The sequence below is a fragment of the Niastella sp. sgz303648 genome (assembly GCF_059587045.1).
On sequence record NZ_JCAPSW010000011.1, the window covers coordinates 1 to 26,732 of the forward strand.

Consider the following 26,732-nt stretch of genomic DNA (forward strand, 5'->3'; position numbering starts at 1 on the left):
CTTCCTGAAAAACTCAATGTTTGTGGGTGTGTACGTAAAGCTACTGGGCCGCCTTGTGGTGTGCCCTCTCTGTTTACCGTTGTTATCCCATCTATCATTGCTCCTGCTTTCAGATAACGGTGGATCAGCTTTAATACACGCTTATCCTTTATCCGTTCGCTTAACAGGTTCATCAGATAGTCATGGTTTACCCGGTCAAAGAACTTCGCCATGTCGATATCTACTACATGGCTGTACCCTGCATTTACATATTCACGTGCCTGTAATAATGCCTGTTGTGCATTGCGCCCTGCCCTGAACCCATAGCTGCTTTTACTAAATGTTCCATCATAGATGATCATTAGCTGCTGCCCTATGGCCTGTTGGATCATCCGGTCCAGTAAGGTGGGGATGCCCAACATCCTGCTTCCTCCTCCCGGTTTCGGTATCTCAACTTTCCTTACTGCTGATGGTTGATACTTCCCTTCCTGTATTGCTGCTTTCACCTCTGGCCATACGGCTTGTACATGAGATTTAAATCCTTCGATTTCTATCCCATCTACGCCGCCACTGCCTTTGTTCGCCATCACCTGTTCATAGGCCCGGCGTACGTTTCGGCTATCCAGTATACATTCCAGTAGTTCCATCTGCATTTTTTTTTCTCTGTCCACTTTGTTTCTTCCCTTCTTTCAAAAACGTTGCTCAGCGCTTATTAATACGTTCAGGCTTCCAGCCCTATGCTCTTAATATAGCCTTACCTATAGGCAAGTTTTCTGCTTTCGTTGTAACGCTTCCAGTTCCGGATTTACTCCTTAGCTTCTAATGTCTGGCCCTTCACTGTTTTGGGCTACAGCTACTACTGCCAGAGCTGACTTCTGTAAAACCTGTATTGGCATCTCTGCAATCCATTGCTCCTTCAGGACGCGCGTCTCCCTCCGGCAGCAGTTTTACAGATCTCCCCGGGTAAGATCATATACCTTCATCCCATGTGTTCGCTGCATTTACAAATCGTGATCTCGGATAGTTTCGGACTTTGACTTGTGTTGCAGCCTCGTCCATCACTTATTGCCTCATATGCAGTTTCTGTTCGTCGAACCGGGATTTTGCCGCCGGCTTCCTTCAGATTCTCCCTCGCGGAAGACACCCTTGCCTTTGGCTAACGGTTCCCACTATCAGGGCCCGTAAAGGACTTGCACCTTCAAGTCTATGATCATGCCAGGCGCACAACAAAAAAGGCCACCGTTTAACAACGGCAGCCTTTTGCAAAAAATAATTTAGCGATGATTATATAGCATCAAACACAACGAGCAATGCAAATATTACACCGGGGATCCAGAACAATAATGTAAGAATTAAGCTGATCCAGAATTTGGTGTTAACTTCTCCTTCTTTCAGGTAAACAGCGAGCGGTGGTAATAAGATGGCCAGAATAGCCAGCAATACCTGATCGGTTTCTGTATCACGTCCGGCGCGTTTGTCGGCCTTGTAGTCTTTCAATAATTGTTTGGCGTCTTTAATGCGGTTTTTCCGATCGTGCCTCGACAGGTTTTTAAATTCATCAACGGCCGATTTCACTGCTTCAGGAGCTGGTTCGGTTTTGGTAGTATTGGCAGCAGGGTCAACAGAAGGCATAGAAGCAGCCATTACAGGGGAAGCCGAAACAGATACCATCAACAGCAAGGTCAGGAATTGGGTAGTGAACTTTTTCATATTATCAATTTTGGTAAACAAATATATGGAGGAAAATTACAGATTGTTGCATTACATGCAATTAAAAGGCCAGATATAACCATAACAGGTTACCATTGTTTGAAAAAATATGCCGTAAATCAATTTATTACAGGTTGCCTGTAACAGTTAGGATAAAACCGTTAACACCTGAAAGAATTGATTATTATTGCATATACATTTTTGTACAAATAAATAGCCATGGCTGGTATAAGCAAATATTACAGACAATCGGGTGAGCTGCAATCGGCCGCAACGGCTTTCTGGCAATGGTTTGCTGACAATGAATACCGGTTCAGGGCGCTTGAAAAAAATGATTCGGATCAGGCATTGTCTTTTCTTGAAGAGCTTATTCAGCAAATGCAACCCTTTAACCCGTGGCTGAAAGCATTGGCTGGTCCTTATAACAGCGAAAGCTACGAACTGATCATAACCGCCGATGGCGATATTGCCTTGTTTTGTAAAGTAGAGGAACTGATAGCCGCCGCGCCTGTAATCAACAATTGGGTTTTCACTGCACATAAACCGGCACTGGGTTTCGAAGGCATCAGCATCGATTTGTATGGGCTCGAATTCAGTGCCGCTACCACCAGCTTTTATCCCATTATTCAGGAAAATTATCCCGATGAGGTAAGCATTGTGCTTACGCATTCAGATTATTCCGATGAACTGGAAGATCATTTTCAGGCAGGGGGCATGATCTATCTCGAAAATGGACTGGGTGAGGTTAACACCGCTACCAAAATTGATCATTACGAAACCGGCCCTATGCCCGACACCGGTGCGCAAATTGAAACCATTCCCATTTCAAAGCTGGCCGATTATTTAAACTGGCGCGAAAAAGAGTTTATTGAAAAATATGAATCGGTGCCATCTGAAAAGCCCGATACCTATCATATTCTCGAAGCCGAAGACAAGGATGGCAAACTGATACTGATCACCATTAACAACGATTGCCGGTATTGGGAAATGAAGCCTGCCTACTCATGGTTACTGCAGGTGAATATCAACTTCACCGGTGATGAAGACGGCTTTCCCCTGGAACCGCAAATGATAGAACTGCAGCAGCTGGAAGAAGAAATGATAAAACTGTTACCGAACGATAAAACCATTTTTGCCGGCAATAAAATCTACGATAACTGCCGCAACATATACTTTTATGTAAGTGAATACATAACCACTTCGTTCCTGTTAAACCAGTATGTTGAAAATAAGGAAACCGAAATGGAGATATTGTTTTTTATACGCAGAGATAAGTACTGGCGTACCATGGAGCAGTATTTTAATTTAGCCACCGAAGATTGATCAACAGACAACAGGCAACAGGCAACAGGCAATAGGCAACAGGCAATAGGTAAAGGGCAAAGGGCCGTTGAAAGTATTGATCCTTGTCAATCGCCAATTGGCTATTAGCAATTGGTTAACTATACAGGCAAACTCTTATAGCGATATACCATAAAACACGTAAGGCTTTAAACACCCAAACGCCCTCATTGCAGGTTTAAACTTTTAAGTGGCAGATAGTATCGTATAACGTAAAAATTTCATAAGTTTGAGAAGTGAGATATTTTACTTAATGTTGCGCGGTGAGGTTCGTTAGAGTGAGTATCGGAAATAAATATTATATTATTTACGTTTTATAAACGTTCAATTTCCTTAGAAATAACACGACCAAGCTGTATGCACACGTTGCGCCTGGATTTATTGCGTTATTGGTTATCCATAAAATCCATTGGGGTCACGCCTCACATGGAGGAGTATGAGAAGCGGAAAATGAGCATCTTCAACCAGCTTAATTTCCTCGGCATTGTTACCGGTATAATTGTTCCCCTTATTGCTGTTTTATTCAATGATCATCTGCCGCCCCTGGCCTGGTTTATGGCAGGGTCTCCACTGGCCATAAGCGTTATCGTTCTATGGCTGAACCACGAACGGTATTACGAACATGCACGATTGATATATTTCAGTTTGTATCCGTTTGCCACCAGTCTTGTTTATTTGGGTAAAGTGGATGTGGGGGTAGAGCTGTTTTTTATTTTATACGGCGTATTATCGGTTTTCTTTTTAAAACAGATCATTCATATCATATTTGCTTTTTCTTTGTCGGTTGCCTGTTATTATGTAGGATTTATTGTGCCTCATGATTATTATTTCAGGCTCGTTACAAAGAACTATTATTTTTACGTTTTCAATCACCTTACCGCGCTTACTTTTATTTTCTACGCATTATACCTGATAAAGCAGGAGAATACAGGCTATCAGGTGAACCTGGAAAATAAATCAGATGAACTGCATCGCCGCAACACCGAAGTAGAGCAACAAAGGCTGGAGATATCGCAAAAGGCACAGTTGCTCGAACTGCAAACGTCCAGGCTTACCGAATTGAATCAGCTTAAGAACAAATTGTTTTCGGTAATAGCGCACGATCTTAAAACACCTATGTATGCATTGCGCAATCTGTTCAACAACATGCATACAAGCGAATTGCCGGCCGAAGATCTGAAAATATTGCTGCCCGGCATCGTAAGTGAAATGAACTATACCACCAACCTGATGGAGAACCTGCTGTTGTGGGCCAAATCGCAAATGCAGAACTCGGCGGTGCAACCCGAAATGGTGGATATAGAATACATGATCAGCAATGTGCTGATGTTATTGCACTGGCAGGCCAGCAATAAACAAATACATCTTGAAGCGCAGGTGAATGAGCCGGTGTTTTGTTATGCCGATAAAGAAATGGTGAAACTGGTTTTGCGAAACCTGTTATCGAATGCTATAAAATTCACTCCCGAAAAAGGACATGTGCTTGTAGGGGCCAAAGAACACACAGGCGCTATTGAAATATTTGTTCAGGACGATGGCGTTGGCATAAGCCCTGAACGCCAGCAACAGCTTTTTGGCGATATGTTTTACACCACCAAAGGCACCAATGAAGAAACCGGCACCGGTTTGGGTTTAAAGCTGTGTAAAGATTTTCTCGAAAAGAACGGGGGCCGCATAGCCGTACAAAGCCAGCCCGGTAAAGGCAGTATCTTTACTGTTACATTACCCCGGTATGAAGATTGAAAAGCGCAGCAAACAAAACCATCAAACAATCAAGCCATCAAACAATCAGATTGATCACTTAAAGATAGTGTTGAAAAATAGCTGCATATCCTTCCACGAAGCGGTATCGGCTGCAGCGTTATAGGCGATGGGTATATTGAATTTCTTTCCAACTTCAGTTGCATTCGGATTAGTAAAGGCATGTGTAGCGCCGGGATAGGCTTTAAAGGTATAATCTGCTTTTATTGAATCCATTTGTTTCTTAAACCGATCTACTTCATCTTTTTTCACAAACTTATCGTCGGCCCCATGGCATACCAGTATTTTTGCTTTCAGCAGGTCTTTATTGGCCGGTGTACCTATCAGTGATCCGTGAAAGCTTACCACGCCTTTAAAATTTTCGCCCAGCCGGGCTGCATTCAACACCATGCCGCCACCAAAGCAATAACCAATAGCAGCTATTTTACCCGTATCTGTTTCGCTGTATTTTTTTAAAGCAGCAAGGGCCGCATCGATGCGTGCCTTTGCTTTTTGCGGATTGGTGTAAAACTGCATCGCCATTTTACCGGCTGCATCGGGGTTATCGGCGGTTTGGCCGTTGCCATACATGTCCATCGCAAAGGCGATATAACCCAGTTTCGCCAGTTCACGGGCACGCATTTTAGGATAATCGTTCAGGCCCCACCATTCGTGTATAATCAGTACAGCCGGGCGTTTGGCGGCAGAACCTGTATCGTATGCTACAAATCCACTCATGGTTATGCTGTCGCCCGTGTAGGTAATGTTTTCTTCTTTAATACCCGGTTGCCTGGCTTCCTGTTTAACCTCAGGTTCGGGATTGGTTTTAGTATTAGATTCATTATTACAGGCAGCCAGCAAAACGGTTGCGGTAAATGAAATGCCGAAGAAGTTTGACAGTTTCATGGTATTGAAATTTTGTAATGAATGGTTAACCATGAAGTTCGGAAAAAGTTCGGAAGCTACAAGACATGTGGTACAAGGCACACGATACAAGGCGCAAGGTACAAGGTACAAGACACAAGGTACAAGGCATAAGATACAAGGCACAAGGTACAAGGGTTCAGGGAGGAGGGGCTCAGCATATAGGCAACAGGTAACAATAGAGGCGATAGCCATCAAACAATCAAACCATTCAACCATCATTTAAGATAAATGCCGCTTTCGAGCACAATCTTTTTTTCAACAAGATTGCGGTGAAAGTTTGTTAGCTTTTCAACAGCATCGTTGCCCATTAACAAATGAACACCTGCGGCTGGTAATCCCTTTTGTGCAATGCGATTGAGCAGGTGCCTGAAAAAATCGATCCCTTTTGGGGTTTCATCGGTAACCTGTATGCGTTGCAAACCGGCGTGTTGTAACAGCTTATGCAACTCATCCGAAGGAATTAAAAAGCTGAGCGAGGCATCGGATGCCCAGGGAACCGGAAAATGTAATGATGAATGATTTTTGCTGAGCACATCATAGTAAATAAAGCGACCGTTGGGAGCAAGCACGCGTTGCACGCTGGCATAAAATGATGGCTTATCGGCAATGTTCATTTGCACATGTTCGGTTAACACAATATCAAATGAATGATCGGTAAAAGGAAGATGAAGGGCATCGCCCTGAATAAAACGGGTTGCGTGTTGCAGGCCTGTTAATGCCGATAACTGCTGCGCAGTATAAATATATTCACCGGTGATGTCGATACCCGTTACCTCGCAGCCAAACTCATCGGCCAGCATGCGACAGGTACCACCCAGGCCGCAGCCTATATCCAATACACGCATGCCCGGTTGCAGGACAGCCTGTACAGCCAGCTCACGCGATACTTCTATGCCCCGAACATGAAATGCATCTACAGGAGCAATGGCAGCACGGGTAACGTTGTTGCCCTGAATGCCTGCTTTTTCCAACGCCTGCATAATGGTATTAAATAGATTATTGCGGGTATAATGGTTTTCAATATTTGGTTTTTTACTATGCATGGAGATGGAAAGTTAACGAGTTAACCGGTTGACAAGTTAACAAGTTAACTGGTTAACTTATTTACTGCCTCATGGCGCACAATTTTCACAATATAACTTCCTGAGCGCCTCGCTGTCGAGCAACTGAAAACTGGCGCCGCCTTTTTCTGTGGAATTAAAAAAGCGGCAAAATCTTTTCCGGTTTATGTTTATAGCATTCAATGCTGCTTTTTTAACATCAGGCAGGGTAAAGCTGTATGGATCGAACAGCTTTATGTTGATGTAATAAAATAACAGATTTTCATCTACATCAATTTTATTCACCCGGTTTGCGATTAATGCTTCAGCCCAATTTTTTTGCGAATAATAACACAGATATTTGGCAAGGGCCAGCATGTCTTCATCAGTTAGCTGTAAAGCGGTGTAGTTGTTACGGATATATTCCAATGCGCGGTCTTTGGCATCATAATCGTACCGCTGCATATACAGCTGACTCATAACAATGTAATAATTCACCAGCATTCTTTTTATCAGTGAGGGGTTAATGCCTGACCCGGCCAACGCATTTATATAATTTAGAAATGAAGCCGGTTGTGCAAAGCTGCTGTCGTATCGCCATAAATTGAAAGTTAATACACAGATATTGTATTTGACTTTGCCATTTTCGGGCGACAGTTTTTCAATTTCCCGCAATTCTTCAAGCGCTTCCTCTTCATAGGTTAAATGCAGCATGAATTTGTACGTTACCTGATTATTTTTGAGGGAACTAAAATCTTTTTCGTTGGGAATTTCGAGCTTATAAATATATTCATCCGGTAATTTACCATCGGCCACCCGTTCAAAAATAGCATCCTGAATGATCGAAGCTTTTGCTATGTTTCTTCGGGCAATAGCATCGTTAAACTGCACAATCAGTGAATCGGATCTTGTTTTTTCAAACCCTGTTTTACGGTTCAGGTAAATAGTCACTACGGCTTTGCGGTGATGGGTGAGGTAAGGTTCTACCTGTTCAAGTAAAACTTTGTCGAGCAGCTTCTCTTTCACTTCGGGTTTGCCAAGCCGGGCGAGTTCATTAAAAGGCGACCTGCCGATATCATTATAAAATTCTATCCAGTTTTCTCCGGTGCTGATATTTGTTTTTATTTCGGGCGATTGAAAATGTTGCAGTGCCTTTACGATCGATTGGGCTCGTTGCCGTTGCAGCATATTATTTACCGGCTCGGATCCTTCTACAGAACTATAGGCACGGATAGTTATATTTTTAATGCTGTAACCGGTAAGCTGTAAAGAATCATACAGTGGTTTTATATCGGAGGTATTATACGTGGATTTGTTCTTTAAAAAAGGAATAGTGAACTGTAGTTTTTTGGTATAGAAGATGGCATTAGCCTTTGAGGTATCGATACCCGGTTCATAATTCAGCAGGGTATCGGTATACAATCCCATCGGTAACAGATCCCATGAACTGCGGTCAATATTTACAAAATATGTATAATAGCAAATAACCCCATTTTTTATTATGATCAGGTTTCCCTCGAGTTCTTTTTGGGCAAGATAGTCTGGCACGTGGCCGATTTTAATTACAAAATGCCCTTCACCGATATCTTTTATATTTTTTTTCAGATCGGCCAGGTAAACCGGCGGTATCAATTTGCCTTTAAGCAGGCGTCGGCTATCGGGTAATGGAACAGTGCAGTTGTACAGATCCTTGGCAACCAGATCGGTTGTAATACCATCCCGGGGACCTGTAAATATTTTGTAAAACCAGTCTTTGTTCGACATGGAAAAATAAATATCTCCATCACGGTTTACGTTTATACCAAATAATACTTCTTTGGGCTTTTGCTGTAACAGTTTGCTGCATTCGGCGCATGCCGAAGTTTCACGGCCATCTGTTAAGGTGATGCTCTGGGCGCTCACCCAACCGGCAATCAGTGCAAAAAACACCAATAAAAAGGGGTGTCGCAGGCGTTTAGGCGTTATCATGGGGTTATGGCAGGTTGAAAGGTTAATAGGTTAACGAGTTAACAGGTTAATAGGTTAACAAGTTAAAAAGTTAACAGGTTAATAAGTTAGTAAGCTAATTGATGATAATATTACATATGCAGGTTAACTGATAAACAAGTCAACCCGTAAACTTGTCAACTAATCAACTTGTCAACCAATCAACAACTTTTCAACTAATCAACTATATTTGCCCCCTATGACACAGGAAAAAATAAACGATATGAGGTCCCGCCTTGGTGGACTGAGGAGGTTTCTTTGACGTTGACAACCGTCAGTTTAAAGTCGATGAAGAAAAACAACTCTCCCTTTCGCCCGGTTTCTGGGACGACAACAAACGGGCTACTGAAATTCTCAAAAGTATTAAGTTAAACGAGTTCTGGATTAAGCTGTACGACCAGTCGAAAGCGGCCGTAGAGGATTTTGTTGTATTGTTTGATTTCTGGAAAGCCGGTGAAGCCACCGAAGATGAAACCAAACAGGCATACGAAAAAGCCCTGCAGCAGATCGATGAGGCCGAGTTCAAGAGTACGCTGAATCAGCCCGAAGATGAGCTGCCCGGCGTATTGCAGATCAACAGCGGCGCCGGCGGCACCGAAAGCCAGGACTGGGCCGAAATGCTTGCCCGCATGTACCGCATGTACGGTGAAAAACAGGGCTGGCAGGTTACCGAGCTCGACTGGCAGGAAGGTGATGGCGCCGGTATTAAAAGCGCTACTCTGCAATTCGAAGGACCCTTTGCCTACGGCTTTTTAAAGGCCGAGAGCGGGGTGCACCGGTTGGTGCGTATTTCGCCGTTCGACAGCAATGCCCGCCGCCATACGTCGTTTGCGTCGGTATTTGCCTATCCGTTGGTAGATGACAGCATAGAAGTGGCTGTGAACCCTGCCGACCTGGAATGGGAGTTTTACCGAAGCGGTGGTAAGGGCGGACAGAACGTAAACAAGGTTGAAACAGCCGTGCGTTTAAAGCACCTGCCCAGCGGTATTGTGGTAGAATGCCAGAAAGCCCGTACTCAGGGCGAAAACCGCGAAATGGCGCTTCAAATGCTTAAAAGCCGCCTGTATGAAGAAGAACTGCGCCGGCGCGAAGCGCTGAAAAATGCCACCAATGCCTCGAAAAAGAAAATCGAGTGGGGGAGCCAGATCCGCAGCTATGTGTTTCATCCTTACAAAATGATCAAAGACCATCGTACCGATTTTGAGGTAGGGAACGTACAACCCGTAATGGATGGTGAGCTGGATGGATTTATAAAGGCGTATCTGATGATGGAGAAAGAAGCGGAATTATAGTTTCTGGTTTGAGGTTTGTTGTTTGTGGTTATCGTTCAGTTTTGGAAAAGCCGTGTAAATAATATCATTCTAATTTTTATAAAAGGAGTGCCTGCAGAGGCGCTCTTTTTTATTTGGGCCTGTTTATATCGGCAAAAACTGCCGAAACGGGAAGAACCAGAAACCATAAACTACAAACAAAAAAAAGAGTGCTACCCCTTTGGAAAGTAGCACTCTCTTTTTGTTGTTTTGTGTATCTCAGCACTGAGAACCCAGAACTCAAAACTGAGAACTCAGAACAAGGATTTTGCCTGCAGTTTCATAGTTGCAACTATGTCTGCAGGCAAAATATGAATACACCAATTAATATTGCCCGGTTAATACAGAAACCAATCCGGCATTACTCGTGTTTATACTTCTTTTATTACCTCATGGCAGTATCGTTGCTCAGACCCTGAGCATACAATGAGCCAGGTAATACGTTCCAGATCAAAGATACCATACGACGGCGTTTGTCATCCGCTTTATAGTCTTTAACCCTATCAGGATAAGGTAATTCTTCACCTTTACCCATCCACTTGATGTCGTAGTTGATGAGTTTCGGATTCGGAATTAAACCCTCATTTATTTTGATCAGGTCAACCAGCAGGTTGGCAATTGATTTTGCCCTGAGTTCAGATAACTTAACATTCAGTTCCTGGCGGGTTGGGTTATTGGTTTTCATTTTGGCGAGGAGCGGCGCATACAAGGGCGATTCCTTGGCTATCGGCGTTTCGTCAGAAAAACCATAACATACAATTACAGCCACAAATCTTTGCCGCGGGTGGTCGCCAAAGAATTTGATGATCCGCTGTACGATGGGCTCAATCGACTTCTTGGCCTCATCCTGTTTTTCAGGAGGAATACCAAACGTACCTGCAGGGAAGAAGGTAGCGGTTTCGAATGAAGAGAACGTGGAAATGTCGTACAGGTCATTCAGCGATTTCAGGTCGGTCAACGCACTTTGAATGATTACATTCGTACGTTCAGCGAATTTCAGGATCGCTTCCCGGTTACCGGTTTTTTCAAGCACAGCTGCCTGGGCCAATTGGGTGTCGATCTTCTTTTCGGCCTCTTTCAGGTTGTGGATGATTTCTTTACCGATGTCGGGATCCACTTCATAATTCTTAACTTTTTCAACAGTCAGTGCGATGGCGCGCTGAGCTTCTTTCTTAACGAGTTCCAGAGTTTCCTGGGTGGTTTTCGTCAGGCTTTGGACCCTGTTGCTGGCACAAGAGGCCATGAACATTGTCATGCCTGCGGTAACCAAGATTAATAGGCTACGAAGCATAAGAGTAAAGGTTTTTTAATAAGCAGGACCAAAGGTAACCTGCTCTTTTGGTTTACTAATTGGCTTTTTCGGATTGGTTCTTAATTGGACACCTACGGTATCCTGTTGACTTTTAACGGCGTTTGGATGAAAATATTCTGTTTCTTTAACAATTTCTTTCTTTTTTTCATGAACCGGGGGTGCTTCGTAGGCATAAGAGCTGTAGGAACTGTAAGAATTTCCGGTTTTAGGACTTTTTGTCACTTCCCGGGTTACCTCAGGCACCGATGGAGGATCGGGCGGAGTTGCACTCATCGTGGTGCGATTTTTCGCAGCTTTGGCAATTTCGGGATCGGTATCGGTAACCGGAGTCCATGAAATTGAGCTGATATTAGCAGATGATGGTAATTTTACTTTTAGTAGTTTTTCGATCGACTCGTTTATCTCATTAATATTATCGTCTTTAATAAAGGCATACGATTTAATGCCCATTTCGTTAAACCACTTGCTCCAGATGGTGGTTAACAGGTTGTATTCGCCCGTCCACTCGTCTTTCGGGTTCAGTTCCAGTACTATCACCTTTAAGTTGGGGAAACGTTTATTAACGGGCAATAAGCCATAATCGCCTTCTTTAAACCGGCTGTTCCAGTCGGGCGCTTTTTTCAGGTTATTGATGATCTGGGCGCAGGAAGTGTAGCGGTTATTGCGTGATGAGCGACCCTGCAGACTTTCAAAATCCATATACCCGTCGGTAATAATAAATAAGGTGTTCTGAGCGTCTTTTTCGAGGTCATCCTGCAGGTCTTCATTGAAATACTTCCAGATATCGGCGCCTGCGTAGGAAGTGCTGTTGTTGCTGATCACTGCTTTGCGGTACAACTTAGGCAACAGGTTGCTGAAGTTCTTTTCAGTTTCTTCAAGCATTTTTGCCTTTTGTTCGGGCTGGGCCGCAGCCAGTGTCACGCGCAGATTGCCTGCCATATCATATACTTCCGGTGCTGTGGTGCGCTGGGGAGCCACCATTAATTTCAGCTTATCGTTTACGGTAAAGTATAGTCTGGTAGGATCTTTGGCGTTTAATTTCGACTTAAAAGCGGCGTAGATACTCTGTATAACCTGAATGTCCTTGGGAACCTGCTGCTGGTTATTGAAAAGTATCCGGTCGCTTAAGTCAAGCAACATAATGTAATTGTCTTTGGGCGGTGCGGATCCATCTTTCTTTGCATCCTTCACAGCCTCTTCGATTTCATTGCAGCCGGCGAATGCGCAGGCGCAAAACATAATTAAAATAGTGAGGTAGCGTGCCATAACTCAAGGATAAAGAAAACTTATAAAAAAATTATTTAAATAAGATTCCTGAATGTTTATTTAAAGTATGATTCCTGAAACTCTTTTAATTCTTTTATATAAGCATCTGTTTTTTCATTGATGAGCTTTATTTGCTCCTCACCTTTTTCCCGGCCATACAAGGTTGCCAGATACCCGTTCCACCCGTCGCGGAAATAATTAATGTTCTTTTCGATTGAATCTACAGGTAAAACGAGCCGGTCTTTTTCCTTGTTCAGGTCTTCGGCACGCTGTGTTATCTGTTGCAATTCGTTCTCGTATAACATCCGTTTTTCTTCAAGCTGTAAAATTTCATCCTGTAAACGGCTTATACGTTTGTAACGCAGTTTCAACTGATTGCGTTTGTTCCATTCCATTTGCATCAGATAGTACACCGAGCTCCAGATTGCGAATACGCCAAAACCGAGAAAAAGCACCAGGTAAAACCGTGAATCGGCGAATACCGGCACTATCAGCGATTTAAACTCATCGCGGTTCATTTTAATTAATATTTCATTAACGGCAGAATGAACCTGAAGAGCCAGTAAAATGTCACCAATGAAAACCAGGCTAAGCAATCCCCAAACAACTTTCTTAAAATGCGCACCTTTTTCTGAGAACAAATGAATGGATGTTCCCAGAGCAAAGAAAATAGTGGGGAATACGATCAGGGGGGGGTAATTAATTATAAGATAGACCAGTCTTCGAAGGCTGGGTAACAATTGTATGTTTAGCCTTCCTTCCTGGAAAAGGGTCAATGGATCTACACCGTTCAACGCAAAATCAGCAACACTCATGTAAAAGTATAACAAGTAGAACGAAAGTGCAACTAAAAGGAACAATAAAAATAAAAAAGTGCCCCGGCTGAAAGTGTTGTATTGGGCCTGATTCGTAGATATACGATTGGTGCTTATTTCATCTAATTGATTTTTAAGGAGATTGATCTCCGATTGCTTGGCAGGCACCAGTCCTTTCGTAATATCACGACTATTGTGAATTTCATCGGCTTTGCTGCGGGCTTCATAAAATTTTTCGAGCAGCGCGTCGATTTGCTTCTGGATCCTTTGCCGGGTCTCTTCGGTTTTGGGAAGTAAACGAAGCGAATCCTGTTCAGAAAGGATGGAACCGCTGCGAATTTTGTTCAGCAGGCCTTTATAGGCTTCAACACCACCTTTATAGGTACCAGCCTGTTCCACGCCGTATTCGCGCATGTCTTTAACGACAATATTCGACAGATCAGGCATATGATACCTGCTACTATCAGAGAGCCTTGACTTACCAGATATGATCACGTTAGAGGGTTACGTTTTGAGGGTAATATCTTCCAAATTTAATTTATTGCATAACCCGAAAAAATAAATGTTTACACCCTGTGGATAACTGGTGAAGTGTATTATGATTAAGATATATAAAAATTTGTTTGTCAGTGTTTTGGTCTAAATCCGTGTTTTTGTTAATTCTGAAGCAGGTAAGTACCTTCGCAGCCTCAAACAAAACATGATTATGGAATTGGGCTATTTTCACTATCCACTGCCGTTAAATGAACCTGTTTTATCGTATGCGCCGGGCTCGCCCGAACGAAAACGTTTAAAGGAAGTGCTGACCGAATTAAAGCAGGAAACTGTTGATGTGCCAATGTATATTGGTGGTATAGAAGTACGTACCAATAAAAAAGCATCCATGCATCCGCCGCATGAAATTAAACATGTGCTGGGGCACTATCATACCGGTGAAGAAAAACATGTAAAGCAGGCTATAGAAGCGGCATTGGCTGCCCGCGAAAGCTGGGCTAATATGAGTTGGGAAGGCCGGGCCCATATTTTTTTAAAAGCAGCCGACCTTATTGCTACCAAATACCGGCCATACATGAACGCAACGACCATGTTGGGCCAAAGCAAAAACGCCTACCAGGCCGAAATCGACAGCGCCTGCGAACTCATCGACTTTTTGCGTTTCAATGTGCATTTCCTCAGTGAAATATATCGCCAGCAGCCCGTAAGCGCCGCAGGTATTCATAACCGTATGGAGTATCGTCCGCTCGAAGGTTTTGTACTGGCTGTTACCCCGTTTAACTTTACGGCCATCGGCGGTAACCTGCCCACATCGGCCGCTATGTGCGGTAATGTGGTGGTTTGGAAACCGGCCCATACACAGGTGTATTCAGCGCAAATGTTCATGCGCATTTTAAAAGAAGCCGGTTTACCCGATGGCGTGATCAACCTGGTTTATGTTGACGGACCAGTACTGGGTAAAGTTTGTTTCAGCCATCCCGATTTTGCCGGCGTGCATTTTACCGGTTCAACCGGTGTTTTCAATAACATGTGGGAAACCATCGGAGCGAACATGCCTTCGTACAAATCATATCCGCGCATTGTGGGTGAAACAGGTGGTAAAGATTTTGTGCTGGCACATAAAAGCGCCGATGCCGATCTGCTGGTGACTGCTTTATTGCGCGGCGCCTTTGAATACCAGGGCCAGAAGTGTTCGGCTGCCTCACGGGCATATATACCCTCAAATTTGGCCGAAGAAGTGAAAAAGAAGCTGGTGGCAGGTATCGAAAGCTTCAGCATGGGTACGGTAGAGAATTTCAAAAACTTTATAAATGCCGTGATCGATGAAAAGAGCTTCGATAAAATTGAAGCTTATATCGAAAAGGCAAAGAATGATCCCAAGGCCGTATTATGGGCCGGCGGCAAATGCGACAAAACCGAAGGGTATTTTATTCAGCCTACGGTCATTGAAGCCAAAGACCCGTTGTATGTTACGATGTGTGAAGAGATTTTCGGTCCGGTATTAACCGTTTATGTATACAATGCCGAAAAGTTTGAAGAAACGATGGAGCTGGTAAATAAAACCTCTCCGTATGCATTAACCGGTTCTATCATAGCGCAGGACCGAATGGCTATTGAACAGGCCACCGCAAAGCTGCGTCATGCTGCCGGTAATTTTTATATCAATGATAAGCCAACGGGTGCTGTTGTGGGCCAGCAGCCTTTCGGTGGCGCCCGCGCCAGCGGAACCAACGATAAAGCCGGATCGATACTGAACCTGTATCGCTGGCTCAGCGCCCGAACCATCAAGGAAACTTTTAATGCGCCGGTTGATTACCGGTATCCGTTTATGATGGAGGAGTAGGGTTAACCAGTTAGTAAGTTAACCAGTTAACATGTTAACTGGTTAACTGGTTAACTGATCAACCTCATACAGGAAATAAATACAAAAAATAAGGCACAAGGTGTAAGATGCGATAGCTCTTGTACCCTGTGCCTTTTTTCTTGTGCCTTTTGGCTTATGTCTTTTGGCCTGTGTTTTTATTTTTTACCGCCACCCAGGTGAACCTGGAAGCCGATATTCAAACCAAAATGATTTTCTTTATCACCGGCTACATTTTCATAGTATTTGCCGCCAAGTGATTTATAATATAAAGCAAGTTCCAGTGCCGTGTTAGGCGAAAGAAATATGGCAGGCCCTGCCATGATAGTAAGCTCATTCAAACTTTCTTTAGTTGAATAACCGCCTTTGCCAAAACCATAAGACGCATCAGCAAATACGTTTATTTTTTGTGCAGCCGGTAAAAAGTAATACCTGGCAAACGGAGCCACAGAAAAGAAGGATGAGGCATCATCAGCACCTTTTACCTTATTGGTCCACCAGTTTACCCGTAAACCACCGGCCAGGTTGTTGATAAAGAAATAACCTACATTAGGACTAACCATAACAGTGGTTGATTTGGCATCACCCTGCTTTTCTGAATCAAAGCCGGCATTACCACCTACAAGCCACTGACCCTGGTTGATCTGGGCATTCATTGCGTACGAGCTAAACAGTAAGAACGAGGCAAATAATACTTTTTTCATTTTCATGTTTTAGTTTTTAGTTTCTAACAGGTTGTAATAGATTTTTAACGGGGCCAAAAGTAATGGTATGGACATAAAAAGTAAAGTATATGATGCCTATTTATTATTGTGTTACGTATAAAAAATATTTTATTGATTAAATACAATAAAATATTGCCCATAGGGCCTTTTTTGTTGTGTATGAACAACATTAAAGATGAGTATTAATAAAATATGTGCGATTTACATGTTTGGAGGGGGCTAACAGGAAAGAATCGGTCGAAAATTGGCAGGGAAATGGATGATTTAATTATATTATATTTTTTTATAATTAATGTTTTCGGCTTAGATTCTTAACAAAGGGCTCTGGAATTAAGAAAAATAATAACGGGTTATAACATATGGACTAACAAAAATTAGCAATTCACAATAAAAAAATAGCAATTCATCTGCCTTAGTATTTTGATTATCAAAGATCCTGTTATAAATTTGTTAATGCCTTAACCTATATGGAAAAACGCCGAAATCCAAAATGTCAGGCGGAGTATTGCTGAAAATCCTAAGAGTAGGCACCAAAACCCTTTAATCATTTACAACGATGAAAAGTCTGAAAAAGTTGACTTTGCTCTCGGTCCTCACTGCCTCCTTTGTTATTCTCACGTCCGCTGTTCCTTCAGGAAACTCTGCTGAAAAGCCTTCTGCAGAAAAAGTGCAACAGGCTTCATTAGCGCTTGACAAAGCTGCCGCTGATGGCAAGGTTTCTTACAAGGAGATGAAAGCCATTGTAGAAGATCTGCAGGGTAGCAAGCTGACCCTTAAGGAGAAAATTGCCCTGAAAGTTTTTGGCAAAAAGATTTCTTCTAAAGTAGTGGCTGCTTCTTCTGCTCCCTTTTCAGGTGGCAAATCTCAAATCGTAGCTGCTATTCTTTGCGGCTTAATTGGTGGCCTGGGTATTCACCGTTTTTACCTTGGTTATATCTGGCAAGGTATTGTACAATTCCTTACTTTAGGAGGATGCGGTATCTGGTCACTCATTGACTTCATTCGTATTCTGATGGGTACATTGAAACCCAAAGATGGCGAATATGAAACTACCTTCTAATTTATTTTACTTAAAGGTTTCGATGTTTTCATCGAAACCTTTTTTACTCCTTTTCGTTATGAAATTCCGTTACTATTTTACTATAGCCAAACTGGCTTTCATTATAATTACTCCGATCATTTTATTGATTTTACCCGCTACTTTTTTTGATAATGGCGAATCAATTTGTTTATCGCAATTATTAGCTCACATTGAATGCCCCGCCTGTGGTCTTACACGTGGTTGTATGCACCTCATCCATTTCGATTGGGAAGAAGCGTATGCCTATAATATGATGTCGTTTATTGCACTGCCTGCCGTAGGTATCGTTTGGATTCAATGGGGCCTTAAGGAATGGAAGATTTTTAAGAAATTAAATATTACCGCAAAGCAACAGGTACAGGGGGCATAGGAGAGTGGGGGCCGTGAAACGGCGAAACGTGAAACGGCAAACGGTAACACGCTCAGTTTCCCTGTCAACCCTTTCAACTTGTTAACCTGGCAACTTTTCAACCTGTCAACTTCTGACTTCTGATTTCGACCTCCGGCTTCGGGTATCTGACTCTCCACTTCGGGCCGGCATCTGACTTCTTATTTCCTAATTTGCCGGTTTGCGTTTATTTTTATCAAAAATTTTCTTGAAGACGATCCTAAATGAACAGCAACTGGCCATTACGATTCGCCGGCTCAGTCACCAGATACTGGAAAATAATATTAACCTCGATAATACTGTTTTTATCGGCATTCAGCCGCGTGGCACTTTTTTATCAGACCAAATGATACAGGTGATCAGGCAACTGGCGCCACCCGATAAAGTGCAATATGGCCTGCTGGATATTACTTTTTACCGCGATGATATCCGTAACCAGCTGCATGTACCCAATCATACCGATATTCCCTTCAGCATCGAAAATAAAAATGTAGTATTGATCGATGATGTGCTGTATACAGGCCGCACCATCAGGGCTGCCCTTGACGCATTGCTCGATTTCGGCCGTCCGGCCAAAGTAGAATTATGCGTTCTCATCGACCGGCGCTTCAGCCGTGAGTTGCCCATTCAACCCGATTATACCGGCCGCTCCATCGATTCAATTGTATCGCAGAAAGTAAAGGTTTTCTGGAAACAAAGAGATGGGAAGGATGAAGTGGTTCTTTTGTAAAAGGTTCAAGGCTCAGGTTGGAAGCGTAATTCTTAAAAAACAAGATTATGTCAAATGAACGGGAAGCCCGTGTCTTCAACTATGCGCGTGACTTTTGCAGTTGATTACGGGCAACAAATAAAAGTAACATGATTCAGGTACAGCACATTAGGAAAGGCCGGGAAAAATTTGAATGCTCAAATTTAAAGTCTTGTGCCTTGTTTCTTGTACCTTAAACCCTTAATTTCGCATCTTAGAATGCAACTTTCAGTTAAACATCTGCTCGGCATAAGGGATCTCACCCGGCACGACATACAGACTATTTTAGATACTGCCACTCAATTCAAAGAAGTTTTACAGCGGCCTATTAAAAAAGTTCCTTCCCTACGGGATGTAACTATCGTGAATTTGTTTTTTGAAAATTCAACGCGTACAAGAATTTCATTTGAACTGGCTGAAAAACGACTGAGTGCAGATACTATAAATTTTACTGCCAGCGCTTCTTCGGTTTCGAAAGGTGAATCCCTGCTGGATACGGTTAATAATATTTTGTCGATGAAAGTGGATATGGTGGTGATGCGGCATAGTGCCAGCGGCGCTCCCCATTTTCTGGCGAAGCATATACCGGCAGCCATTGTAAATGCCGGCGATGGCATAAATGAACATCCCACACAGGGGCTGCTCGATGCCTTTTCGATGCGCGAAAAACTCGGCCGGCTCGAAGGCCTGAAAGTGGCCATTATTGGCGATATCATGCACTCAAGGGTGGCCATGAGCAATATTTATCTGCTTAAAAAAATGGGCGCCGAAGTAACTGTGGCCGGTCCGCCTACACTTATTCCCAAATATATTCAGGAAGCCTTCGACATACGGGTTGAGTACAACCTGAAGAAAGCGCTTGAGTGGTGCGATGTGGCCAATGTGCTGCGTATTCAGCTCGAACGCCAGAACCAGGTATTGTTTTCCTCGTTGCGCGAGTACAGTCTGGCTTACGGTATAAACAAACGCTTACTCGACAGTCTCGATAAAAAAATAGTCATTATGCACCCCGGGCCCATCAACAGAGGCGTGGAGTTGGATAGCGATGCAGCCGACAGCAACCAGAGCATCATTCTGCAGCAGGTCGAAAACGGCGTTGCAGTTCGTATGGCGGTGCTGTACCTGTTATCGGGCGGCAGGGAAACTGTTAATGAAAAATAATAAATGAAGAATGTTAAATGAAAAGTAAAGAATACCGATTTATAAGGTTCACTTTCTAATTTTTCATTACTGATTTCTAATTTTTCATTTCCGTATCTTGGTGCTTTAATCTACACACATGCAACGCATTGCTTTATTTCCCGGAACTTTTGACCCTATTACTATTGGTCACCTCGATATCATTCACCGGGCACTTCCTTTGTTCGACCGGCTGATCATCGGTATCGGGCGAAATGCCAATAAAACTGCTATGTTTTCGGAAGAGCAGCGAATGCAATGGATAAAAGATATCTTCCGCGATAGCCCTTCTGTTAGTGTGGTGATATATGAAGGTCTTACAGTAGAATGCTGCCGTCGTGTTGGCGCTAATTTCATCGTGCGCGGCATACGATATGTGAACGACTTTGAATATGAAAAGGCTATTGCCGATATGAACCGCAGCCTGGATAACAACATCGAAACCGTTTTTCTTACCTGTTTGCCTCAATACACTTCTGTAGCTTCAACCCTGGTAAGGGACGTATTGCGCAACGGTGGCAATGCAAAGCAGTTTTTGCCCGAAATAGTGGCGAAGGACATTTAACGCCTGATGCATAACGCTGAACGCTGAAGGCTGAACGCTGAACGCATAATGCTGAACGCTGAAAGCTGGGTATCTTTGCCGGGCGTTTCGCGTTAAGCGTTGAGCGTTACGCTTAAACTAAACGTATGATCTGGTTTAAAAAAGATTTACAGATACCGGATATAACCGGCATGATGACCAAAGGCACTATGGTTGAGCATGTAAGTATTGAATTTACTGAGCTGGGGCCCGATTATTTGAAAGCACGTATGCCGGTAGATGAAAGAACCCGGCAACCATACGGATTATTGCACGGCGGTGCTTCCTGTGTTCTGGCCGAAACGCTGGGCAGTGTGGCATCGGCGCTTGTCATCGATCCCGGCCACTTTATTTGCGTAGGTATTGAAATAAATGCCAATCACATTCGTGGTGTGCGCGAAGGATGGGTCACCGGCACGGTAACACCTTTGCATCTTGGCAACACCACCCATGTTTGGGATATTAAAATTCACGACGAACGCGAAAAACTGGTATGTGTAAGCCGGTTAACGGTGGCTATTTTAAAGAAATAAGGGGTGAATCGCACCCATAAATCCTTCGACCAGCCGGCAGGTTGCAGACCTTCCCGTTAACACCGTTTTCAGCGTGAACCACCGGTTTAAATTCGGTTTTGATTCATAACAGCTTCGTATTTCGTCCGACTTTTGTCCGGGTTTGGTCCGACTTTCGTCCGACTATAGGTCGGACAAATCACGGAAAAATGACGGTTAATTATCGGACAAAAATCGAATCAGATACGACCCTGATATGGAGCAGGGGCTTTCAAACCTAAAACTTCGCTTTTGAAACAAAAAAACTAATACAATTCCCTTCTACCCATAAATCCTTCGACTACGCTCAGGATTTCACCGGCGATTCTTCGACTTCGCTCAGAACCCTCCTGCTTTCAACACATCGATGATCGACGGATAGGTATTCGAAACGTATTTTTCGAGGTTTTGCGGATCGACCCATTCAATTTGGGTGATCTGTTCTATGGTTTGCGGAACCAGCGGTTCTTTTTTGGAGGCAGAAAGCAGGTACCACCAGGTTTCTTTTAATATATGATGACCGCTTTCGTCGTAGGTATGCCAGGTAGTAACAAGGTGTTTTTTTAGTTGTACGTTCTTCAAACCGGTTTCTTCCTGAACCTCCCGTACGGCGCAGGTTTCGAGCGTTTCACCTTCATCGAGCTTTCCTTTGGGCAGGTCCCATTTTCCACGTCTGAAAATGAATAATATTTTTCCATCTTCGTTCAAAACTAATCCGCCGGCCGCCTTTACCAGCATAAATTTCTTCCAGAAAGCTTTTCTCAGTTCTTCTACATTATTATGAAAATAAATTCCGGCATGCACCTTTTCCTGGCGCATTTCATGGATCATGGAATTGATGCCACCGTGCGAAAATTCATCAATAAACACGGCATCATCGTGGTGCCTGTACGGTTCAATATCGGCATTCAGGGCATCTGTAAGGAACAGCGGTTTGTCGTTAAAGTATATCTTTATGTGCATAACTTATTTTCAGTTTTCAGGTATCAAAAGTCAATTTCGCCGCTGCTAAAACTGCACGGGAAGGCGGTCTTCAACTTCGCTTCGGAGTGGGTGCCTTATTTTCGCAGCAGCCCTGAGCTAAGCCGAAGGGTGCGTTCCGGCGTCTTCCGACAAGTTTTACCGAATTTTATAACCGTTCTTCAAAAGAATTTAACTCAATTAATATGTCTTCGAACGAAAAGGCTGTAGCCGAAAAGTTATTACAAAGTAATGCTATTAAATTAAATCCTGCACAACCCTTTACCTGGGCATCGGGATGGAAAAGCCCCATTTATTGCGATAACCGTAGGGTGTTATCATTTCCTTTTATTAGGGAGTTTATAAAATCAGAAATGTGCAATGTGGTGTTTCAGCAATTTGCCGAAGCCGAATTGTTGGCCGGAGTTGCCACCGCGGGTATTGCCTGGGGAGCCATGGCGGCCGACCAGTTGAAACTACCTTATATATACGTTCGACCGAAACCCAAGGAGCATGGTTTGGGTAACCAGATTGAGGGATACTATACCCCCGGTCAAAAAGTAGTGGTTATCGAAGACCTGATTTCGACCGGAAAAAGCAGTCTGCAGGTAGTAGATGTTGTGAAAGCGGCCGGCCTGGAAGTGCTTGGAATGGTATCGATTTTTACTTATGGATTCCCGGTAGCCACCGAAGCTTTTGAAAAAGCCGGGGTGCCTTATATCTCTTTAACCAATTATTCGACCCTGATTGAGCTGGCTGTTGAAAAAGGAATGGTGTCGGCCGACCAGCAAAATATACTTATGGACTGGCGTAAAGATCCGGGAAACTGGACGGGAAAATAAGCAGGGGATTTCCCATTTGTTACCGGGCGCGTGTGAGATTGAGATCGGAAGTTGAAGTCAGAAACCGGAGGTCAGAAGTTTGAAGCAGGAAAATAAGATGTAAGAAATATGAAATTAGAAGTAAGAAATCGCGCAAATTTTCACTCCGGTTTCCTGTTTTTTGGTGAATTGGGCCAACAAAAAAACTGACAGATTGACCTGTTTTTTACTTCAAAAACTACCTATTCATTTGCGTTGCCACGGGTAAAAATTAACTAACAGGGATGTGACGGAATGTTTAAATTTGAAAAAACAAGTGGTATGAAGAAACTAATCTTACTGGCCATTGCCGTTATCGGAATCACAACTTTTTCGTCGGCCCAGGCAAAAAAAACAAATCAAACCGTAACAATTCAAACCCCAACTGTTCAATGCGAAAGCTGTAAAAAAAGAATTGAAGAATATCTGAAAGCCGAAGACGGGGTAGTAAAGTCGAATGTGGATTTTAAAAAGCATGTTACCAAAGTCACTTTTATAACCGATCGCACGAATATCGAAAACATTAAAGCGGCCATTGCGAATGCCGGTTACGATGCCGATGATGTAAAAGCCGATGCCGAAGCATATAAAAAATTACCCAAATGTTGCAAGAAAACCGAAGACGGCGGCGGCATGGGAGAGCATCAATAATTTAATTTTTTGACCTCATTTTTATAAAAAAATCCCGCCTTATCCGGCGGGATTTTTTTGTCGGCAATCGGCAGTCGTGAATCGTAAATCGGCAAACGACGAACTGTAATCGTGAATCCTGAATGGTGAACCGACAGTCGGTAATCGATAGTTGGCGTGTTTGAAAATCGGGAAATTTTTCACGATTGCCGATTGCCGATTCACGATCACCGGTTGTACTTTTCACGGAACCGGTCAATAAAAAAACAATTTCTTCAAAATTACCGGGGCGTCAAAAACGTCATTTTCCGACATCCACTTCAACATCATTTTGCCTGGTTACCTGCCGTTGCTTTCAACTTTTTTCAAAAATTTTTTTTGATTTCGGGAAGAAATTTTTGGAGCTGCCTGCATAAAAACTGAGTTCCTGATTTTGGAAAAAGGGTGGGAGGCAAAAATTTCAAAAAACCTAAATTCCAAAAAATGGAATGTCCTTCGACCAGGCTCAGGACTTGCCGTTCGGCATTCGCCCTTCGACTACGCTCGGGTTTAGAACCTGATTTTTTGATTTCCTTCGTACCTGATCGGCCAGTTTATATATATCCCTCCACGACCGAGTTTTGCCTTTCCATCGAGTTTGATCAGCACACTATCGCGCCCCGAAGTCAGGGCCTGAAGTATCCCCATCGCAGTATTATTCATGTCGACTTTTAAAACCACCGGCAATAAAAAAGTATCTTTTTTTGGAATATTAACCGTTGAGTCGAGCGTGCTTTTTCCGAAAAAATTATTGTTCACATACACATCCACTGCCGCCCCTTTCATGGTCACCGGGTACCTGTTCGGATTATAATATTCCACATCCGCTGCCACGGTCGACTCCTTCAAACCAAAGCTTAGCACCTTAAAATTTTTCACCCCCAGGTAATCGAACCCGGTCGGCTTTGCACACCCAACTGCCAGCAGGGGTAGGGCCATCCAAAAAAGCATTTTTCGCATGTATGTGATTTTTAAGGCACAATGTAACGGATAAATTTCTCCGGCCAAAAAAGGCGACGTATTTTAGGTTTTTCTTTGCTAATAACTTTAGATTTAGATAAGCATAAAACGGTCAAAATCACCAAAAAATGAGTGCCATAATTTTTAGTAAGACTTAATTAAAGTAAAATTTTAATTATCAGATATTTTATGGAAGTTTATTGAAATTAAAATGTCAAATTTTTAGTACTAAAAATGAATTGTTTACACAGTTTTTGAGTCAATCTTAAACAAAATTTGGTCAAAACTATATAAAATGGAATTATTAGTTGATAGTCAATATTTTCCACCTGTTACCTTATTCAAAAAGTCAATACAGTTTTCAGATATAAAATTTGACATATATGAACCGTGGCGAAAAATGAGTTTCAGGAACCGTTGCGTGGTTGCCGGAGCGAACGGACCGATCAACCTGAGCATTCCGGTGTTGGAAGGCCGGGAGCAGAAAAAATCGATGAAGGAGGTAGTGATCGACAACCGGAAGCCCTGGCAGGGGCAACACTGGAAAACCATCACTTCGTGTTACAACCGGTCGCCCTGGTTCGACTTTTTTGGACATGAGCTGGAGGGGTTGTACGTGCAGCAGGTTGAGTATCTGGTTGACTGGAACCGGCTCTGTTTTGAGTGGGTGTTGGGAAAGTTAGGAATGCAGATTAATGTAATTTGTACACATTCTTTTGAGCCGGTTTATGACGACCCGAACCTTGAAGATTTCAGGAACCGGCTGATGCCAAAATCGATCAATTCAGACTTTCCCAGGCCGGTTTATTACCACCAGGTTTTTGAAGAACGCATTGGATTTATTCCTCATCTGTCGGTTTTAGACCTGTTGTTTTGCGAAGGAAAAAATGCCGCCGGAAAGCTGGCTGCGAAGGAGTAAATGCTATCTGATTTGTAACTGTTTCCCAAATACGGAAATGGGAAAAAGATTCAAAGTAATAACCGGTTGGTTATCATGAACTGCGGGAATCTGATGGTTTTTTTATTTTGTTTATCTGTTTTAAAAAATTGTTGCAGCTACTTTGTATGTTTCGCTGTCTATGCAGAATATTAGTTTGTACCCTACCAACGATCTGGTGTTTTTTAAATGATGAAAACGAATAAGGAAATTGTACTGAGGTTATGGTTTTTACAGGCTCGGCTTTTCGACATCCAGATAATTATTCCGAATCGGCTTATCAATAATACAGGAACCAACCTATAAATTTGGGTAGGTTTTCTAATAAATTTTTAAAGGGGCATGCCCGATCTTTTTTGGTAATGTCTGCGTAACCAATACCAACTGCGAACAACAAATCCCGCCAAAGGCGGGATTTTGTTTTTTAATCCGGAGCGATTTTCCGGTTAAAAAAATGCCTGGAAAAGGGCTTCCAAAAGTCTTAAAAGTAACTCACCGGTATGCAACGATGTTGTATTATTTTGAAATTAGATTTTATGATCCCGGGACATTGAAGTGATAAGAAATCCGAAAGCATATCTCTAAATGTTTAATGTGTTTTGAAAAATGGGCAGGCAGGAGAAGGGTGTTTTGAGGGATGCTGGCTTCAAAAATTGGGCTGATCCAAAAAACAAAATCGGGTTCATCTAAACAAAATCCGGCTGACCAAACAGCTAAAAAAAGGGTTCGAAGGATCGGCAAAAATGCTGTGGATATTTTTGATTTTTTAGATATATGGTAGAAATTAAATATTCAAAATAAAAATTATGTGATTGGGGTGAAGGAATATGGTGTTTAAACGTTGTTTTGGATTTTATCGAAAAAAATCATGCATAAAGTAATTAAGAGAATGCGAAGGTCAATTACCCTCTTTCTGTCAGATAGTCATTATATTAATAATTTTTATTGAATGAATAGTTGAAGGTTTTTTCAAATATTTTCAGGCTGGGAGCCGATTTTTTCCTGCACGCTTAATACCCAAATCTGCACACTTATCGTAAAAAGTGCACGAATATCAATTGGATCAGGAATAGTATTTTTCACTTCGTAAATTTGACACGTGATTTGTTGTCAATAATCATTGTACCAGATGACAATGGAGTGAACGCAACCATAACTTCCGGAACTTATCCCGGTTGGCATGAAACTCCCGTTAATCTGCTGCCTGCACAGGTCTGCCCAAACAGACCTGTTTGCGGCGGCTTTGGGAAAACTGAAGTCTGAAGTCCGAAGCCTGAAGTCGGAAGTAAGAAGTTGACAGGTTGATTAG

General features: G+C 42.8%; 24 protein-coding genes. 13 read left to right on the plus strand and 11 right to left on the minus strand.

Annotated features, from left to right (window positions below):
* Both AC59IL_RS27015 and AC59IL_RS27020 read right to left on the minus strand, forming a co-directional pair.
* Nucleotides 1–626, minus strand: a 626-nt coding sequence (locus AC59IL_RS27015; RefSeq protein WP_496555343.1) for a reverse transcriptase domain-containing protein, incomplete at its 3' end; no start/stop codon positions are given.
* A 637-nt stretch (nucleotides 627–1,263) separates the two neighbouring features.
* Nucleotides 1,264–1,689 (minus strand): YqaE/Pmp3 family membrane protein, encoded by a 426-nt coding sequence (locus AC59IL_RS27020; RefSeq protein WP_496555344.1) that lies wholly within the window; start codon nucleotides 1,687–1,689, stop codon nucleotides 1,264–1,266.
* A 219-nt stretch (nucleotides 1,690–1,908) separates the two neighbouring features.
* Here AC59IL_RS27020 and AC59IL_RS27025 point away from each other — a divergent pair, with 219 nt between their 5' ends.
* Together AC59IL_RS27025 and AC59IL_RS27030 are read left to right on the plus strand one after the other, a co-directional pair.
* Nucleotides 1,909–3,012, plus strand: coding sequence for a DUF695 domain-containing protein (locus tag AC59IL_RS27025; RefSeq protein ID WP_496555345.1), 1,104 nt, complete (start codon nucleotides 1,909–1,911; stop codon nucleotides 3,010–3,012).
* A gap of 375 nt (nucleotides 3,013–3,387) precedes the next feature.
* Nucleotides 3,388–4,773, plus strand: a complete 1,386-nt coding sequence (locus AC59IL_RS27030; protein WP_496555346.1) for a sensor histidine kinase — start codon at nucleotides 3,388–3,390, stop codon at nucleotides 4,771–4,773.
* A 54-nt stretch (nucleotides 4,774–4,827) separates the two neighbouring features.
* On the opposite strand, the gene AC59IL_RS27035 is transcribed toward AC59IL_RS27030, so the two are convergent.
* The 3 genes from AC59IL_RS27035 to AC59IL_RS27045 all read right to left on the minus strand — a co-directional run bounded on the left by AC59IL_RS27035 (nucleotide 4,828) and on the right by AC59IL_RS27045 (nucleotide 8,705).
* Nucleotides 4,828–5,676, minus strand: a complete 849-nt coding sequence (locus AC59IL_RS27035) for a dienelactone hydrolase family protein (protein ID WP_496555347.1) — start codon at nucleotides 5,674–5,676, stop codon at nucleotides 4,828–4,830.
* A 236-nt stretch (nucleotides 5,677–5,912) separates the two neighbouring features.
* Nucleotides 5,913–6,740 (minus strand): class I SAM-dependent methyltransferase, encoded by an 828-nt coding sequence (locus AC59IL_RS27040; protein ID WP_496555348.1) that lies wholly within the window; start codon nucleotides 6,738–6,740, stop codon nucleotides 5,913–5,915.
* 69 nt (nucleotides 6,741–6,809) lie between these two features.
* Entirely contained in the window at nucleotides 6,810–8,705 is a 1,896-nt protein-coding gene (locus AC59IL_RS27045) for a hypothetical protein (protein ID WP_496555349.1), read from the minus strand.
* Nucleotides 8,706–8,922: 217 nt separating this feature from the next.
* Here AC59IL_RS27045 and prfB point away from each other — a divergent pair.
* Nucleotides 8,923–10,015, plus strand: a protein-coding gene (gene prfB / locus AC59IL_RS27050) for a peptide chain release factor 2 (RefSeq protein ID WP_496555350.1) whose coding sequence is annotated in 2 segments (ribosomal slippage) — nucleotides 8,923–8,982 and nucleotides 8,984–10,015 — 1,092 coding nt in all. Because the reading frame shifts where the segments join, the coding sequence is not laid out codon by codon here.
* Between the two features lie 403 nt (nucleotides 10,016–10,418).
* On the opposite strand, the gene AC59IL_RS27055 is transcribed toward prfB, so the two are convergent.
* Genes AC59IL_RS27055 through AC59IL_RS27065 form a run of 3 tightly spaced genes read right to left on the minus strand, consistent with a single transcriptional unit; the run spans nucleotide 10,419 to nucleotide 13,921 of the window.
* Nucleotides 10,419–11,324 (minus strand): OmpA family protein, encoded by a 906-nt coding sequence (locus tag AC59IL_RS27055; RefSeq protein ID WP_496555351.1) that lies wholly within the window; start codon nucleotides 11,322–11,324, stop codon nucleotides 10,419–10,421.
* 15 nt (nucleotides 11,325–11,339) lie between these two features.
* On the minus strand, nucleotides 11,340–12,611 hold the full coding sequence (locus tag AC59IL_RS27060; RefSeq protein ID WP_496555352.1) for a hypothetical protein: 1,272 nt from the start codon (nucleotides 12,609–12,611) through the stop codon (nucleotides 11,340–11,342).
* Nucleotides 12,612–12,667: 56 nt separating this feature from the next.
* Nucleotides 12,668–13,921, minus strand: coding sequence for a hypothetical protein (locus tag AC59IL_RS27065; protein WP_496555353.1), 1,254 nt, complete (start codon nucleotides 13,919–13,921; stop codon nucleotides 12,668–12,670).
* 211 nt (nucleotides 13,922–14,132) lie between these two features.
* Between AC59IL_RS27065 and pruA the strand changes: the two genes are divergently transcribed.
* On the plus strand, nucleotides 14,133–15,764 hold the full coding sequence (pruA, locus tag AC59IL_RS27070; RefSeq protein WP_496555354.1) for an L-glutamate gamma-semialdehyde dehydrogenase: 1,632 nt from the start codon (nucleotides 14,133–14,135) through the stop codon (nucleotides 15,762–15,764).
* Nucleotides 15,765–15,940: 176 nt separating this feature from the next.
* Here pruA and AC59IL_RS27075 read toward each other — a convergent pair whose 3' ends face one another.
* On the minus strand, nucleotides 15,941–16,486 hold the full coding sequence (locus AC59IL_RS27075) for a hypothetical protein (RefSeq protein ID WP_496555355.1): 546 nt from the start codon (nucleotides 16,484–16,486) through the stop codon (nucleotides 15,941–15,943).
* 577 nt (nucleotides 16,487–17,063) lie between these two features.
* Here AC59IL_RS27075 and AC59IL_RS27080 point away from each other — a divergent pair.
* From AC59IL_RS27080 to AC59IL_RS27105, 6 genes are all read left to right on the plus strand, one after another.
* On the plus strand, nucleotides 17,064–17,567 hold the full coding sequence (locus AC59IL_RS27080) for a TM2 domain-containing protein (RefSeq protein ID WP_496555356.1): 504 nt from the start codon (nucleotides 17,064–17,066) through the stop codon (nucleotides 17,565–17,567).
* 58 nt (nucleotides 17,568–17,625) lie between these two features.
* Nucleotides 17,626–17,958, plus strand: coding sequence for a DUF2752 domain-containing protein (locus AC59IL_RS27085; RefSeq protein ID WP_496555357.1), 333 nt, complete (start codon nucleotides 17,626–17,628; stop codon nucleotides 17,956–17,958).
* A gap of 226 nt (nucleotides 17,959–18,184) precedes the next feature.
* A complete protein-coding gene (gene pyrR, locus AC59IL_RS27090) occupies nucleotides 18,185–18,706 on the plus strand; it encodes a bifunctional pyr operon transcriptional regulator/uracil phosphoribosyltransferase PyrR (RefSeq protein ID WP_496555358.1) in 522 nt (173 codons plus the stop codon).
* Between the two features lie 237 nt (nucleotides 18,707–18,943).
* Nucleotides 18,944–19,885 (plus strand): aspartate carbamoyltransferase catalytic subunit, encoded by a 942-nt coding sequence (locus tag AC59IL_RS27095; RefSeq protein ID WP_496555359.1) that lies wholly within the window; start codon nucleotides 18,944–18,946, stop codon nucleotides 19,883–19,885.
* Between the two features lie 118 nt (nucleotides 19,886–20,003).
* Nucleotides 20,004–20,468, plus strand: a complete 465-nt coding sequence (gene coaD / locus AC59IL_RS27100; protein ID WP_496555360.1) for a pantetheine-phosphate adenylyltransferase — start codon at nucleotides 20,004–20,006, stop codon at nucleotides 20,466–20,468.
* Between the two features lie 125 nt (nucleotides 20,469–20,593).
* Complete coding sequence (locus AC59IL_RS27105; RefSeq protein WP_496555361.1) at nucleotides 20,594–21,019, plus strand: hotdog fold thioesterase; 426 nt, start codon at nucleotides 20,594–20,596, stop codon at nucleotides 21,017–21,019.
* 357 nt (nucleotides 21,020–21,376) lie between these two features.
* Here AC59IL_RS27105 and AC59IL_RS27110 read toward each other — a convergent pair whose 3' ends face one another.
* Nucleotides 21,377–22,000: an NUDIX hydrolase gene (locus tag AC59IL_RS27110; RefSeq protein WP_496555362.1), complete on the minus strand. Its 624-nt coding sequence runs from the start codon at nucleotides 21,998–22,000 to the stop codon at nucleotides 21,377–21,379.
* A 203-nt stretch (nucleotides 22,001–22,203) separates the two neighbouring features.
* Here AC59IL_RS27110 and pyrE point away from each other — a divergent pair, with 203 nt between their 5' ends.
* Nucleotides 22,204–22,839, plus strand: coding sequence for an orotate phosphoribosyltransferase (gene pyrE / locus AC59IL_RS27115; RefSeq protein WP_496555363.1), 636 nt, complete (start codon nucleotides 22,204–22,206; stop codon nucleotides 22,837–22,839).
* A gap of 300 nt (nucleotides 22,840–23,139) precedes the next feature.
* Complete coding sequence (locus AC59IL_RS27120; protein WP_496555364.1) at nucleotides 23,140–23,508, plus strand: heavy-metal-associated domain-containing protein; 369 nt, start codon at nucleotides 23,140–23,142, stop codon at nucleotides 23,506–23,508.
* A 528-nt stretch (nucleotides 23,509–24,036) separates the two neighbouring features.
* On the opposite strand, the gene AC59IL_RS27125 is transcribed toward AC59IL_RS27120, so the two are convergent.
* Nucleotides 24,037–24,486, minus strand: coding sequence for an LEA/WHy family protein (locus tag AC59IL_RS27125; RefSeq protein ID WP_496555365.1), 450 nt, complete (start codon nucleotides 24,484–24,486; stop codon nucleotides 24,037–24,039).
* 295 nt (nucleotides 24,487–24,781) lie between these two features.
* Here AC59IL_RS27125 and AC59IL_RS27130 point away from each other — a divergent pair, with 295 nt between their 5' ends.
* Nucleotides 24,782–25,405, plus strand: coding sequence for a WbqC family protein (locus AC59IL_RS27130; protein ID WP_496555366.1), 624 nt, complete (start codon nucleotides 24,782–24,784; stop codon nucleotides 25,403–25,405).
* Nucleotides 25,406–26,732 lie beyond the last annotated feature (1,327 nt).